The 14,286-nt window shown below is 30.4% G+C and carries 11 protein-coding genes; 6 read left to right on the top strand and 5 right to left on the bottom strand.

Features of this window, described 5'->3' with window-relative positions; translation table 11 throughout:
• The first annotated feature begins 180 nt into the window (after positions 1-180).
• From JHL18_RS21500 to JHL18_RS26100, 4 genes are read left to right on the top strand one after another with little or no spacing between them, the layout of a single operon-like run.
• Entirely contained in the window at positions 181-1,209 is a 1,029-nt protein-coding gene (locus JHL18_RS21500; RefSeq protein ID WP_200273053.1) for a Wadjet anti-phage system protein JetD domain-containing protein, read from the top strand.
• Positions 1,200-2,699 carry a replicative DNA helicase gene (locus JHL18_RS21505; protein ID WP_200273055.1) on the top strand — a complete coding sequence of 500 codons (1,500 nt, stop codon included), beginning with the start codon at positions 1,200-1,202 and terminating at the stop codon, positions 2,697-2,699. The genes JHL18_RS21500 and JHL18_RS21505 overlap by 10 nt, the downstream gene beginning before the upstream one ends.
• A complete protein-coding gene (locus JHL18_RS21510; RefSeq protein ID WP_200273057.1) occupies positions 2,699-3,439 on the top strand; it encodes a DUF6063 family protein in 741 nt (246 codons plus the stop codon). The genes JHL18_RS21505 and JHL18_RS21510 overlap by 1 nt, the downstream gene beginning before the upstream one ends.
• Positions 3,439-7,908 carry a coiled-coil domain-containing protein gene (locus JHL18_RS26100; protein WP_243278093.1) on the top strand — a complete coding sequence of 1,490 codons (4,470 nt, stop codon included), beginning with the start codon at positions 3,439-3,441 and terminating at the stop codon, positions 7,906-7,908. The genes JHL18_RS21510 and JHL18_RS26100 overlap by 1 nt, the downstream gene beginning before the upstream one ends.
• 440 nt (positions 7,909-8,348) lie before the next feature.
• On the opposite strand, the gene JHL18_RS21520 is transcribed toward JHL18_RS26100, so the two are convergent.
• The 5 genes from JHL18_RS21520 to JHL18_RS21540 all read right to left on the bottom strand — a co-directional run bounded on the left by JHL18_RS21520 (position 8,349) and on the right by JHL18_RS21540 (position 12,058).
• Positions 8,349-8,792, bottom strand: a complete 444-nt coding sequence (locus JHL18_RS21520; protein ID WP_200273059.1) for an NUDIX hydrolase — start codon at positions 8,790-8,792, stop codon at positions 8,349-8,351.
• 475 nt (positions 8,793-9,267) lie between these two features.
• Positions 9,268-9,837: a DUF6652 family protein gene (locus JHL18_RS21525; protein ID WP_200273061.1), complete on the bottom strand. Its 570-nt coding sequence runs from the start codon at positions 9,835-9,837 to the stop codon at positions 9,268-9,270.
• Positions 9,838-9,884: 47 nt separating this feature from the next.
• A complete protein-coding gene (locus JHL18_RS21530; RefSeq protein ID WP_200273063.1) occupies positions 9,885-10,187 on the bottom strand; it encodes a hypothetical protein in 303 nt (100 codons plus the stop codon).
• Between the two features lie 78 nt (positions 10,188-10,265).
• The gene (locus JHL18_RS21535) at positions 10,266-10,916 is read right to left on the bottom strand and encodes a class I SAM-dependent methyltransferase (protein ID WP_243278095.1); all 651 of its coding nucleotides are present in this window, start codon (positions 10,914-10,916) and stop codon (positions 10,266-10,268) included.
• A gap of 47 nt (positions 10,917-10,963) precedes the next feature.
• Complete coding sequence (locus JHL18_RS21540) at positions 10,964-12,058, bottom strand: alkaline phosphatase family protein (protein ID WP_200273064.1); 1,095 nt, start codon at positions 12,056-12,058, stop codon at positions 10,964-10,966.
• 941 nt (positions 12,059-12,999) lie between these two features.
• Here JHL18_RS21540 and JHL18_RS21545 point away from each other — a divergent pair.
• Together JHL18_RS21545 and JHL18_RS21550 are read left to right on the top strand one after the other, a co-directional pair.
• Positions 13,000-13,239 (top strand): DUF4351 domain-containing protein, encoded by a 240-nt coding sequence (locus JHL18_RS21545; RefSeq protein WP_200273066.1) that lies wholly within the window; start codon positions 13,000-13,002, stop codon positions 13,237-13,239.
• A gap of 175 nt (positions 13,240-13,414) precedes the next feature.
• Positions 13,415-14,275 carry a DUF4351 domain-containing protein gene (locus JHL18_RS21550; protein ID WP_200273068.1) on the top strand — a complete coding sequence of 287 codons (861 nt, stop codon included), beginning with the start codon at positions 13,415-13,417 and terminating at the stop codon, positions 14,273-14,275.
• Positions 14,276-14,286: the final 11 nt, after the last annotated feature.

Raw genomic sequence — 14,286 nt, forward strand, 5'->3', positions numbered from 1 at the left:
AGGGTTCACATATAGAAACTTAGGTTATACTTGTTCGACTAATGCTATATTTAGTGATTATTGGTCTTATATAATTTGAAGGTTGAACTAGGAAGCCTATGAGTTATGTGCGGAAATTAAATAGTAAATCCATATAACATATCAAAACAGCCTAAGTAAAATATAAAAAAAGGTGAAGCAATGTATAATCATATAATAGCTTATTTAAAGACATATTTGAAAACATATAGTAAGAGAACAACAATAAAGTTAAATGAATTAATAGAGAATGCACCGCAAGGGTATGAACGTGAAGATTTAGCAAAGGCTGTCAAAAGAATTATGGCTAATAATATACTTATAGCAAAAAATATTAAAAACAATGATGGTAGAAAAGATCCTTTGCCACTTAGATTCACTATAAACAAAAATGAACTTAAAAAGGATTATATTAGAAAGATTCAAGAGTATAAATCTAAGCTGAGTAATGAACTAGATTTAGAACCATTTTATGATGAAGCAGAAGAAGAGTTCGATAAAGCGCTTCCGTACATAAATAAAGTGAATGAATACATAATTTCAAATGGTTTGCCTAAAGAAACTGCAACCTCTCAAGAGAGGTCTTTTCATATAACTGGTGACGAGAAGTGGATAGATGAAAATGGTGGAAAGTCAGTCCTAACAAAAATTAAGATATACGACAAGCTTAAAATACATAATGGTTCTGATCCACTGATGCTTGCAGTGAATGTTTTAGCTTTTGATAAACCACAGCACTATCACTTAATTGTAGAAAATAAGGCGACATTTATAGCTCTTTTAGAAGTTCTATCTGAAACAGAGTTTTGTTCCTTAATCTTTGGTAGTGGTTGGAAAATAGTGGGGAATATTAATATGCTTGAAAAGCAGACAGGATTAAAGGAAAATAATGTAGTATATTATTTTGGTGATATAGATAATGAAGGTTTAGCTATATATAATTCCTTAAGTGAAAAAGTATCAGTGAAACTAGCTACAGAGTTTTATAGAGCTTTACTTAAGACGGATTGTAAAGAAGGTAAGAAAAATCAAAAAAAGAAACCTTCTGCCTTGAAGAATTTTTCAAAGCATTTTGATTTAGAAGAGCAGAAGCTTATACTAGAAAAGCTAGACACTGGCTATTACTGGCCTCAGGAAGGCTTGAATAGAACAGAACTTCAGCACATATGGAGGAATAGTACATGGAAATAAACATAGGAAATGTAGTTGAGAACTACAGAGAAAGAATTCAAAGACTGGCTTTATTCGATCCTTTATATGCATTATCGAGAAAGGGAATGAAGGACGACAAAGGAAAAGAAGTTGATTATTTTAGTTTTGGTCTTTTAACCTTACTTTTCTTTTTTGAAAATATGCTTATAAGAAATAAGAAAACAGGGGTAAAGGAGCTAGCACTATTTTTGCAGGAGCTTAGCAAAGATGAAATAACTATGAATATTGTAGGTTATGAAAGAGTTGCGAGAACTATAATTGATACCTTTAGACCACCTACAGGAAAAAGAAATTCTAAGAGCTTTTTTAATTGGGAAACAAAGCAGCAAGAAACTGTTCAGTATTCCATATTAAAGGCTGCAAAGGCGGATTTAGAGACAAATACTCAGTACTATACTCTTGATGAGCAGGGACTTGAGCTTATATTTGCCACTAAGGAGTATTTTAATGAGTTTCAGCTTTCTATAAATCAGCTAGTACTTAGAAAGCAACTTGAAAAAGGTGAGTTTTCAGGTGCTCTAAGGCAGATAGATGAGATGAATCTAGATGTTAAGAATCTGCAGGATAGAATAGTGAGGATTAAGCATGAGGTCAATAGAAGTATTGTATCTAATGAAACCTATGAAAGATATAAAAATATAATTGAAGATATAAATAATAGACTTCAAATGGAAGATGAAGAGTTTGAAGAATTAAAAACCTTTGTAACGGAAACTAGAGAAAAGATAGCTGGAGACTTAAGCAAAGACGAAGATAGAAAGGCTTACGAGCTTATTATAAAGATAGATAAGGAACTGGGAGAGGTTCATTATAATCATAGAATGCTTTTTAAAGATAGCATTATCCTTAAAACCTCTGCACTTCAAGCAGCTCAAGAATCATTATATTATGTAGGGATAGACTCCTTTAATTTCAATCAAGAGATAACAAGTAGAGTATTTTCATCTCCTATTCCATTAAATGAAACAAGACTACTTATAGAGCCTTTTCTTTATCTAGAAAAAAGCAAGGTATGGTCACCTTTAGCGGTATTTTCTCAGCAGAGAATTGAAAAAACTGATAAGAGTGAAAATACACAGGACTTTTTAGCAGTTACAAGTGATGAAGAGATGAAGCTAGATATAAAGCTTCAAAGTAATAACTATAGATTGATTGCTTCCATAATACTTATGGCAATGAAGGCGGACACTGAAATAACTCTTGAGGCAATAGTTGAATATATGAGGAATAATTATTATGGTGAGATATTAAATCATAGAAGTTTTTATGACTTCTTTATAATACTTCATCAGAAATCCCCAGTAACACTAGAAGAGCAGCAGGAACAAGAGGAAGGATTATTTGGACAAGTTTATAAGCTGCTAGCTAGTAAAGGAAAGAAACTTTATGTAGAAGAACTAAGTAGCGTACTTAAAGTTACAGATAGATTTGAGATAAAAGACATGAGCTTTAGATTGGAGGAATTTTAATGACAGTTTACAGCAACGAGCAAGTGATACAAAGCTTTAAGCTTTATTCTACACTAGCTATGAAGGGATACGGAGAAAAAGAGGATTTAAGGCTTTATATGTCTGATGATGTTATTAGAGGACTTGTGGACCAGTTTGCTAGAGAGGTGGAGTGTACAATCTTCTCTTCAGGGGAAGTGATATATATGATTCCTATAGCTCACAATTCTATTTTCCATGTTTCAAATGAAGCTATAAGAAAAGCATATCTTCCAAGTAAGGCTGTTAACTTAGATTTATACCTAATGTATTTATCTGTGATAGTTTTATTTGGTGAGTTTTATGATAGCTATCAAACGAATGAAGCTACAAGGGATTTTATTACCGTATCTGATTGGCTGGATAGTTTAAATCAGAGAATTTATATATTAACAGAGCATGAAGAAGAAAAACTAAAAGCTCTTGATCAAGAGTTTGAATACAATTGGTCTTCTATAATCCAAAAGTGGACTGATATGGATGAAATAAAAGAAAAGGTAAAGGTTCAGGATGCTAGAACCATAAGCAGAAAGAGCTTTTTAAATACGGTTAAGAAGTTTTTAGAAGATCAAGATCTTATAAAGGATATTGGAAATGAAGAGCTTGAGCTTACTGAAAAAGCAAAGACTATAATCCAAAGATACTATATGGAGTACGACTATAATCGTGGAATACTTGATTTTATGTACAATATGGATAAAAAGAAAGGGGATGAAAGATAATGCCCGCAATCTCAAAGATTCGTTTTACTAATGTAGTTTATGAAAATGGTGAAAAAAGATATAATGATGATATTTTCGAGTTTGATAGTTATAACGGTGCTATACTCCTTGAAAACGGAGGAGGAAAAACAGTTTTCGTTCAAACAGCACTGCAAGCAATACTTCCAAATATTGAAGTGGCAGATAGAAAGGTTAAGAATACTTTAGCACTTCAAAACACCTCAGCACATATAGCAATAGAGTGGATATTGAGCGAAAGACCAAGAAGATATGCTGTAACAGCAGTTACCTTATTTATGAATAAAGAGTACATAGATTCTTATAAGTACGTATATGAATATCTAGAAACAGATGACAATTCTATTGATAAGCTTCCTTTTGTAAGAGAAAGTATTAATGGAAGTAAGAGGCCTTCAACTAAGGAAGAAATGGCAGAATACTACGGTTATATGAGTCAAAATAGAATGAATGCTAAAACCTTTAAAACTAATAAAGAATATCATACTTACATAGAAGATAATTTTAAGATAATACCTTCAGAGTGGAGGAAAATAGCTTTAATAAATGGTGCAGAAGGTGGAGTTGAAGCTTTCTTTGATGCGTGTAAAACCACTGGGCAACTAGTTGATAACCTTCTTATTCCTACAGTAGAGGAAGCTTTAGCTGGAGAAGGTACTAAGGATTTTGTTGAGATTTTTGAAAGACAAAGGGAACATTTTAAAAAGTACAGACAGCTGAATGCTAGAATAGAAGAAAGCAAAAAGGTTGAAGAGCAGATTAACTTATATTCAGGTGTATTTGAGCAGTTTGATGAAGCAAAGGCTGAAGAGGTAAAGGCTAAGGAAGAACTAAAAGCCTTAGATAACCAAATAAAGCTAGAGGCAGTTGTAATCAAGGATAAGCTTACTAAAAATAATAAAGAAACCGTAGCTCTATATGAAGAAGAAGAGCTTTGGAAGCAGAGAAATCTATCCTATGAGATAAAAAACTTCGAAAACAGTATGATTAAGGAAGAAAAAGCTTATAAAGAGGTATTGGAAGACTATGAAAAACTAAACAACACAAAGCTAGAAAAAGATAAGAAGTACTCTAGTTTGCAAATTGCAAAATATAAAAAGGATATAAAGCTTGAAGAGGAAAATGCTGAACTAATAAATAAGCAGCTAGAAGCTTTGGACAAAGATGAAGCTGTTGAGGATATTAAAGATAGATTATATGATAATGGCAGAAGAATTAGAGGCTACTACCTAGATAAGGAAGAAAAGCTGGAAAAAGAAAAGAGTATAATTGATGGACAGATAAGCAATATAACCCAGCAGATTAAAGCTAATAAAAATGATTTAGAAGCTATAAAAATTAAGGAAAAAGCTTTGTTAAAAAGTAAAAATTCACTTGAAGGAAAAATAGAAATTCTGATAAGTGATATCAATAGAATAAACAAGAGTATTTTAGATAATCCAAATGAAGCTAACATAAAAGATGAAGTTAAAGTATGGAAAAACAGAATAACTGATCTTGAAAATAAAATCTTCGAAGTTAATAAACAAAAAAGAATCATTATAGAAGAACAGCAGAACCTAAAGGAAGCTTTAGTTGAGCTAAGAAAGACTCTAGAAGGTGTTAAGGAAGAGAAAAACAAATTAGCAAATGAACTTGGAAACATCGATGAAAACAAAGTAGAGCTTCTAAGCAAAATAAAGGAATTTAGAAGTAGCTGGTTAAGCTTTGAGGCTGACTCTATATATTCAAAGCAAGCAACCATAGTTACCCAAGTTGAAAGTAAGTTATTTAAATTGAAGGAAGAAAAGGAAAAATCCATATTCCAGGAAAGATTATCTCATAGATATGCTGATGATTATAAGGATAGTGAGTACTATACTGCAGATGCCATTCTTGAGAAAAAGATAAGTGAATGGAGAAACAGCTTCAATTATTTAGAAAGTGGTACAAGATATCTACAAAGGATATGTAGAAATGAAGGAAAATCAGAAGAGGAGCTTATTAAAGCCTATGGTTACTGGCCGCTTTGCATAGTGACTTCAGATGAAGAAGTAGGAAAAGTAAAGGACAGAGTTAATAAGAATATTAAAGATATTTCTCACCCTGTAATAGTATTAAGTGAAAAACAAGCAAAAGATAGGATTGTTGGGGAAGCTGATTTAACAGAAAATAATATAATATATCCTTTAACTTGGGCTAAAAATATCAATCAAACATATTTTGAAAATTGGCAAAGAGATATTGTGGTAAAGGCTGAAGATACCACAAAGCTTCGTGAAGAAAAGGAAGCTCAGTTAAGTGATTGCCAAGCTTTACATAGAGATGTAACTATATTTTATAACAAATATCCATATGAACATTACTTAGAACTTTCAAAGGCTTTAAAGGATACTAAGGAAAAGGTAGAAGAAATCTTAGTATCAATAAAAAACCACGAAACTAGACTAAGTGAAATTGATATTGAACTTAAGAAGATAGAGGTTGATGTTAAAGAGTTTGGTGGAGAGCAGAGAAATCTTGAAGAAAAGGTAGTAAAAGCACAAGAGTGCTTAAGCAAGAGTAAAGAGAAAGAAGAAAATGAAGCTCAGATAAGCCTTATTAATAAAGATTTAGAGCGTATAGAAGGAGAAACTTTAAGAGCTGAAAGAATCTTAAAAGAAAATGAAGAAAGTAAAGCTCAGTTAGATCTTGAGTTAAATGATAAAAAAGGGGACATTTCAGCTTTAAAGGCTGAAGAACTTTATGAGGAAGTAAGCACCCTTCAGCCAGTTTTTTCTGATTCAAGTAAAGAAGTGTTGGTTAAGGGGAGGAAAGTACTTCAAGATCAGCTTAACAATAAGCAGCAAAATAGAGGTCAGTTGGAAGAACAGCTGAAAAGCTCAATAAACTTCAAAAAATATCATGAAAAGCAGCTATCAGACTTTATAAAGAAATTAGAAATCACCGTAGATGAAAAGCTTGAATTTCCTCTTAGTGGTGACAAGGAAATCACTAATTTACTTGATGAAATAAAAGCTTTAAGAGAGCCTTTGGAAAAGTTAAAGGCTGAAGTTGAAGAAGCTAGTAAGAAATTTGACAAAAGTAATACCTTGTATGAGCTAAAAAAAGAGGAGTATCTAAATTCTTATAAAGAAATAGTAAGTTTTAGTTTAGAATTAGAACTTATAAAACCATTACTTTCAAAAGAAAAAGAAGAGCTGAAAAAGAAAAGGGTTTATCTATCAAGTGAAAAGGAAAGACTTGAGAAGGAAGAAAAAAGTATAGAGAATATTCTACGAAACTTAGAACTTTTCAATGCAACTTATGGATATTTAAGTGAAGAGATAGAGCTAAAGGATTTATCAGAAGAGCAAGTTCAAAAGCTTCCTTATAATAGGATAGAGATTGTTGAAGCAGCAAAGAAAAAGTTAGAGGCTGCAAAGAAGTTCTTAGATAAAAAGTATTCTGAGGCAGAAGAGCAAAAAAATGTGTTTGTGAAATTCTGTGAAGCTGAGATCCTTGATGTTAAGCTAAAAGAGATGGCTACAGCAGGAGTTAGATTTAAAAACACCTTTAAAGATATAGTTGAGTGGCAGAAGATGATGAGTGAGAGAATCTCCCGTACCATAGAGATTGCTCAAAATGATATACGTGAACACGATAAAGAAGTACAACAATTTATCAATCAATTACATTCTTATCTAGTGACAATGGTTCATGAACTTAAAGCTATTCCTAAAAAGACAAGAATAAAGGTTGAAGAGGAATGGAAGGAAGTATTCATCTTTAATGTTCCTGAGTGGGAAGAAAAAGAAGGTAAGGAAGAGCTGGCAAAACATATCGATTGGATGTTAAATCAGCTTGAAGGAGATCGCTTTAAGGATGAAAATGGTATGGAGCTTGCAGAGCAGGCTAAGAAAGAAATAGAAAAATGGCTTCAGTCAAAGCAGCTTTTACAAATAGTAATGAAGCAAAATACCATCAAAGTTAAATGTAGAAAAGTAACCAATGACGGCAAGATGAGAAGTGCACCATTCTCTTGGGAAGTATCAAACTCTTGGTCTGGAGGAGAAAAGTGGAGTAAAAATATGTCCTTATTCTTAGGAATATTAAACTACTTAGCTGAAAAAAGAAAACAGATAATGCCAACAACTAGACACTACAGAACAGTGATTGTGGACAACCCGTTTGGTAAGGCTTCCAGTGACCACGTTCTTGATCCTGTTTTCTTCATAGCAGAGCAACTAGGCTTCCAGATAATAGCCCTTACAGCTCATGCGGAAGGAAAATTCATAAGAACTTATTTCCCAATAGTATATAGCTTGAGACTTAGAAGTTCTAGTGATAACAGCACTCAGATAATGACTAAGGAAAGGGAAATAAAGCATACCTTCTTTAGAGACAATGATCCTGATACTTTAATAAGACTTGGAGAAGGAAGGCAGTTAGGCTTTGATTTAGATAGCTTGTTTAAAAACAGCGAAGCTTAAGCTATATAGATGAACCACTTCATAATTGAATCTATATTTTCAAATTCTCCTCTCAGAACCCAGAGGAGTTTTGAAAATAGATTTCGGATTGAAGTGGTTCATCCTTATATAAACCAGTTCCAAATAGAATCTATAAATAAAGTAAACTACCATTAATAGTCAAATGACTTCTAGTATATTTAAGTTTATAGAACTGGTACATCTATATAATAGAAACTATTGTATTAACATATATAAGTACTATTAATGAGATACAAAAAAATGTAAAGCTAAAATATATAAAAGATTCATGTAAGTGGTATATGTAAAGAAATAAGCTGGTAAAATTAAAAAATTGTAGCCTGCAATCAATTATTATGGTTGCAGGCTAATTTTCTTATTATTTATTTTTAAAATTCTCTTATTATCCCTATCATTATGATTTGAATAATTATATCAATTTATAAATTAATACTTTTTATAAATTCCAATACCTTTTTATGTAAAAATGGTTGAATCAAAGGATAAGTCAAACTATCAGGAATATCATCAAACAATTTAATTTCACTTATCTCGAAATGAGGTAGATTATCTAATGTTTCTACTTCTGAATAAAATAGCTGTCCAAAAGATTCAGTGTAATCAACATATTCACTTCGCTCAACAGCATAGGTGCATATTGGTATTAACTTAAATTTTATTGCCCCCGTTTCTTCAAATAATTCTCTGGAAGCAGTATCGTTAATATTTTCATTTTCTTCTCGATGACCTCCAGGAATTTCCCAAGTATTCCTTTCCTTATGTCTTACATAAATCCACTGTCCATTAAATTTTGTCATTATAACAGCAAAAGATAATTTATTGTCTTCGATTGTATTCAATTCATAAAAGTTTACTTTAAGCATACAATGCCTCGCTTTCTTAATTCACCATAATCTATTAACTCCACTTTATTATTTAAAGTTATATATGCACTATTTCAATAATTAAACTCCATATAATGCTATTACTACTATATTGATCTTAAAGATAATAGCATTAGCTCAAAGGCAAATACCAAATACAATTCAACCTGTATATAGTTCATAATATAAATAAACTGCTTTATATTAGAATCAATACAAATGAAAATTTGTAGAACTATTGAAATCTTGAGTTGGAGTTTAAAGAGTAAACTAGTTTATTTTTATAAGCTTCTGTATTAAATAAATGTTGGTATTTTATAGCCTGTCCTTCTAGGTAATTGTAACAACATTTATTTAATACATAGTAGAAGGCTTTAATTATAGTAATATACAGCAAGCACTTTAAGTCTAATTTTCGCAAAACTTCAAAGTATATTAAGGCTATAGATAATTCTTATATTGATTTTAACAATATCTATATATTAGTTTTCACAACTTTATTTTTTGCTAGCAAAACTATTGTATCTATTACATCTAGAACAAAACATAGTTGCAGCAGAATGTGCAATACTAGTTTTCCTGTCTTAATCCTTTTTTCTTTATATAAAATTAATGAGAAACCTATTCCATAACTTGCAGTAAATATCACTGTAAGGTATGCAAAAAAAACAGGAATTAAAAGTAATAATGGTATAGGTGTGAAGATAAAAAGTCCTCTGGATGCAGCAAAAAATAGTAAGAACAATAAAACATATATAATAAAATTGATAACAAAGTAAGGAATCACTCCAAATTTAAGTGCTTTCATATTCTTTCGCATTGAGGTATAGTCACCGTTTTTTAAAAGAATAAAAGAATTTACAGCGTTTATTCCTGCAAAAACTATATTAAAAATTTCTGAAACAGTAAGTGCAAACACTAATAGCCACTTCAACCAACTGCTATTGTTAAGATCTATTAGCCATCTCACCCAAAAAACTAATGTAAATATTACTATAAAGAGGTTGAAGTATAATCCTATCAGTGCGTTTCTAACATTTTTCATATATCTACTCCTATTAATAGTTTATAAGTAATGCATAATATATAGACTTAAAGTCTAAAGATTGCAGCAAAATATGTTATTATCCAGAATACCATTAATAATATATATAGATATTTGTATAATGGATTTATATTTACTAACGCTTGATTCATATGAGAATCGTTTGCTGTTTTTTTATTTTTATTATAAATCCAGATGTTGTGAAAAATCTTTATTAAAGAACATACCATTACGATTATGAAGGAAATCCTAAATAAACCTTCAGGAGCTATATTCATAAGAAATAAGATATTGATTACAGTGCTAAATATAAAAGCGGTTATCATCAGTTTATAATTTGTAATTTTCATAATAACACCTCAGATTAATTTGAATATTTAATTAAAATACAATATAATGTGCAGTAAATGTAGTCATAAAAGTAAGTGTTACTTTACCGCTTTGATTAACGAAGCTCTAGTCCATCTTTTCTCTACTGAAATATTACTGAAACCTATATCAGAAAGGAGAGTAAGTTCAGTATCTAAGGCAAGAGGAACATCAATATGAATAGTTCCAAATGGAACTTGCTGCTTTTTATATAGCTCTTCTGCATTTCTAAGTAGGTTCGTCTCAGTGTCTTTATCTTTACAAACAGTGTCACCGTTTATGAAATAGGCACCAGTTTTTAAACAATCATATATTTTTTTATAGAGTGTAGTTTTCTGCTCTATATTAAAATGATGCAGAGAATAAGTTGATAACACAAGGTCAAAGCTATTTTCTGCGAAGGGAACATCAAAATATGAACCGCAAATTGTATTTAAGGTTACCTCTGGATGCAAGTCCTTTTTCTGCAGTTGTTCTAGCATGCCTGGAGATATATCGATGGCACTAACATTTGCCGAATATTTAATTCTTTCTATTTCTAACCCTGTACCACAACCAAGAACTAAAATATTTTTAGGTTCTCCACATAAATTGAACTGGTTTTCGATTTCATCATAGAATTCACCCATACCGAGATCTTCATAAAAGTTTCTGTCATAATCTGAAGCACATTTATTGAAATGAGCATCCATATTTTCTACTTTAAACATAATCATTTACCTCCTTAAGTTTTAAAAATTTTTAATGAAATAATTATTTATTTTTTACATATTGCTATAAGTGGTATCTTCATTTCTTTTTCAGTCATTCCAGCATGATTGGAAATGAACTGCTTTGAGTCTTCAGAATATACAATACCTTTATCACTAATTGCTATTGCTAAATAGTCTCCTATAAATTCTTCAAACTTAGGATGTATTTTTCCATCACCAAATATGTTCTTTTCGATAACTTCTTCCTTTGAATAAAGTAAAAAGTCGTCGCCAAAATTATTATTGAATTCAATAGGAAAGTCATCCAAATGTTCATCTTTTATATAGAAGGCTGTAGCTCTTGTTTCAATAGAAGTTGGACGTTTTAACATATTAAGTAGATTAGGATAATCACTCAAAATATAGTGTTTCAAATTACAATGTCCATGATCTGCAGTAACAATAACCAATGTATCGGATAAACTTTTGCACATATCTGCTACTTTTTCTTCAAGTTCTTTTATATTCTCAGTAACCACACTGTTATAACAACCAAACTCATGCATTAAGCTATCAGGGGTTTCCCAATATCCATATATGTATTTTTTCTCGGAGGTAGAACATAACCGTTTGACTTCATCAGTTAATTCATCAAAGGTTTTTATTTTATTACTTCCGAATTTTGATACACTATATGCGTTAGCAATACCAGCAGCTTTTATTTTTTCGTAAATACTTTTATACGGTATAATTTTACTGGCAACATGATAATCTGCAGCCTGAATTTCTGTGTCTTTTTCAGTATTGATAAATGCGTTCACAATTTTATCTAGTTCACTAAAATACAAGCTCCATCCTAACCAGCCATGTTCCAAAGGGGTTAAACCAGTTTCTATAGATGTGGTTGCTGATGTAGTAGTTGGAGGAAACACAGATGAATATTCCTTAACTAAATTCTTTCGAAAAAAACTATTTTCTGATAAATGATATTGTAATGCATCAACTCCTAGTCCATCCAATAGCAAGACAACTACATTTTTATATTGATATTTCAAAAGCTCATCCACTTCTTTTAGTGTATTATGTTCACTGTCGGCACCAAAATGTTCTAAGATAGAGCAAGCAAGATTCACGATACTATTACTATAATCAACAAACATATTTTTCTCCTTCTGCTGCAAAAGATTATTGTAAATAATCTTTAATCTACTATTAATGGCAATTGTATTTTGAAACTAATTATACATAATATGTATAATTAAGTATATAAGTTGATTTTAATTTTCAACACTATTCTTTACCAAAGTGTAAGTTTAAAAAGAAATATTTTCAGATAAGAATTATATAGATAAACTACTTCATATTAGAATTTATCCAAATAAAGCTTCGTAGAACCATCGAAAGCTTTATTTGGAGTTTAAGGACTGAAGTAGTTTATCAGTTCAGCGGAATAGATAATCCAGTTCTATCTAATAAAACCAAGTAATACTTCTATTAACTATTAATGATAATAGGGTTATCAACTATAGATTTTATTTAGAACTGGTTTATCTGTAGTTAATGAAAGTTGAAATTTATATGGTGATTACTGTACAATAAGGATATAACATGCATATTTAATTTAATCAGAGGCTCTGCTTAAATTTAATTTTAATGCAGTATTTTAACAGTGCTTAGTTAAAAGAAAGAGGTTTTTCATGAACGATAAAAATCAGTTAAATTTCTCATTTATCCTGCTGATCGGTATTATAATGTTACTGCCTACGTTTATTATATCTTTTGTCCAAAAAGGCAATCTTATAGATAAAGCATTCTTTTTCATTTCTTTATTAGGGTATGTTCTAATAATAATTTCAGCAATATTAGGATATAGGAAAAATTTAAAAATTAAATATAAAGATTAATGATAAAAGAAGACAAGCTTAGTGCTTTTATAATTTAAGCTATATAGCTTGTATGGATGGTAAATTTTATAATTAAATTTATATTTTTAAAATATTTCATAAGAACTAATAAAAGTTTTAAATATATGTATATATACAAAATAGTTTATGGAATTAAAAAACTAAAAATAATAAATAAAAGAGGGACGAGATATATAATGGGAGAGAAAGCAAAAACAAGTAGAAGAGGCTTTATAAAAGGCTTTAAATATGGATTTTCAAAAAGAATGAGGGAGGGAGCGGCTAATAGACTTATAGAAATATTAAAAAAGCAGTTTGGTGGGATACCTACAGAGTACATAGAGAAGATAAATGAATTGCCTTGGGAAACTCTAAAACTTATAACAAAGGAGCATTTAACTTTAGAAGCCTTAAAGGATTTGGAGAGATATTTCTAAAGTTTCTCTGGATCCTCAACATAAAATTTGAACACATAAGCTTTAATATGATAATTAGCTATAAGAATTTTAAAGATAAATAGGATTAAAAAGAGATGTGCGAACGAATGTTTGCATATTTTCTTTTTTATTGGAAATAATATCATGTATAAAGAAGTGGAAAGGATAACTATCTATGGATTATAATAAGATTGAAGATGCTGTATTTAAAAAGGCTATGGAATTTTTCAAGGATAATGCAGTAAACTTCTTCGGAATAGACACAAAAATAGTTGCTCCAGCAGATACTGAGATTAAAAATGTTGATATCAAAACAAATTATACTGATTATCTTTTTTACACCGAAGACAATAATTATCTTCATTTTGAGTTTCAGACTACAGATAAGAAGGAAGATATAAAAAGATTTTTGTACTATGATGCATCTTTATTTTATAAAGATAGGCGTAAAATAAGAACAGTTGTTATATATTCAGCAGATATTGATGAAGCTCAAGTACATATCGACGCAGGAAGTATAAAGTATGACATAGAAGCATTTTATATGAAGAATTTAGATGGTGATGAAAAGCTTGAAATATTGAAAAAGAAAATCAATAATAAGGAAAAACTTACTAATGAAGATATATTGAATTTAAGTTTCTTACCATTAATGAGTAGTAAGGTAAGTAGAAGTGAAAGAACATTAAAAGGAATAGAATTAGCAAACTCAATCGAGGAACCTGACGTAAAGTTGCAGTGCTTAACTTTATTATATGCGTTGTTTGATAAGTTTGGAGATCAAATATCAAAGCAAAGATTTAAGGAGGTATTTAGTATGACTGATATAGGTAAGATGATTAGGGATGATGGAATGAAGGAAGGAATGGAGACAGGAAAAGCTGAACTTCTTATAAAATTATTAAACAAAAAGTTTAAAAAGCTTCCACAAGGATATGAAGAAAAAATCAAGAAGCTTCCAACATCTACAATAGAGCTCATAGCTACAGATATTTTTGATATAGAAGCTTTAGAGGATTTGGAGAGATATTTCTAGCAGTAATGTAG

The organism is Clostridium yunnanense (genome assembly GCF_016595795.1).
GTDB classification, from domain to species: domain Bacteria; phylum Bacillota; class Clostridia; order Clostridiales; family Clostridiaceae; genus Clostridium_AR; species Clostridium_AR yunnanense.

Excerpts from the sequence above, each read along its gene's own strand:
- JHL18_RS21500 (WP_200273053.1), top strand. The coding sequence starts at position 181 with ATGTATAATCATATAATAGCTTATTTAAAGACATATTTGAAAACATAT.
- JHL18_RS21505 (WP_200273055.1), top strand. The coding sequence starts at position 1,200 with ATGGAAATAAACATAGGAAATGTAGTTGAGAACTACAGAGAAAGAATT.
- JHL18_RS21510 (WP_200273057.1), top strand. The coding sequence starts at position 2,699 with ATGACAGTTTACAGCAACGAGCAAGTGATACAAAGCTTTAAGCTTTAT.
- JHL18_RS26100 (WP_243278093.1), top strand. The coding sequence starts at position 3,439 with ATGCCCGCAATCTCAAAGATTCGTTTTACTAATGTAGTTTATGAAAAT.
- JHL18_RS21520 (WP_200273059.1), bottom strand. The coding sequence starts at position 8,792 with ATGCTTAAAGTAAACTTTTATGAATTGAATACAATCGAAGACAATAAA.
- JHL18_RS21525 (WP_200273061.1), bottom strand. The coding sequence starts at position 9,837 with ATGAAAAATGTTAGAAACGCACTGATAGGATTATACTTCAACCTCTTT.
- JHL18_RS21530 (WP_200273063.1), bottom strand. The coding sequence starts at position 10,187 with ATGAAAATTACAAATTATAAACTGATGATAACCGCTTTTATATTTAGC.
- JHL18_RS21535 (WP_243278095.1), bottom strand. The coding sequence starts at position 10,916 with ATGTTTAAAGTAGAAAATATGGATGCTCATTTCAATAAATGTGCTTCA.
- JHL18_RS21540 (WP_200273064.1), bottom strand. The coding sequence starts at position 12,058 with ATGTTTGTTGATTATAGTAATAGTATCGTGAATCTTGCTTGCTCTATC.
- JHL18_RS21545 (WP_200273066.1), top strand. The coding sequence starts at position 13,000 with ATGGGAGAGAAAGCAAAAACAAGTAGAAGAGGCTTTATAAAAGGCTTT.
- JHL18_RS21550 (WP_200273068.1), top strand. The coding sequence starts at position 13,415 with ATGGATTATAATAAGATTGAAGATGCTGTATTTAAAAAGGCTATGGAA.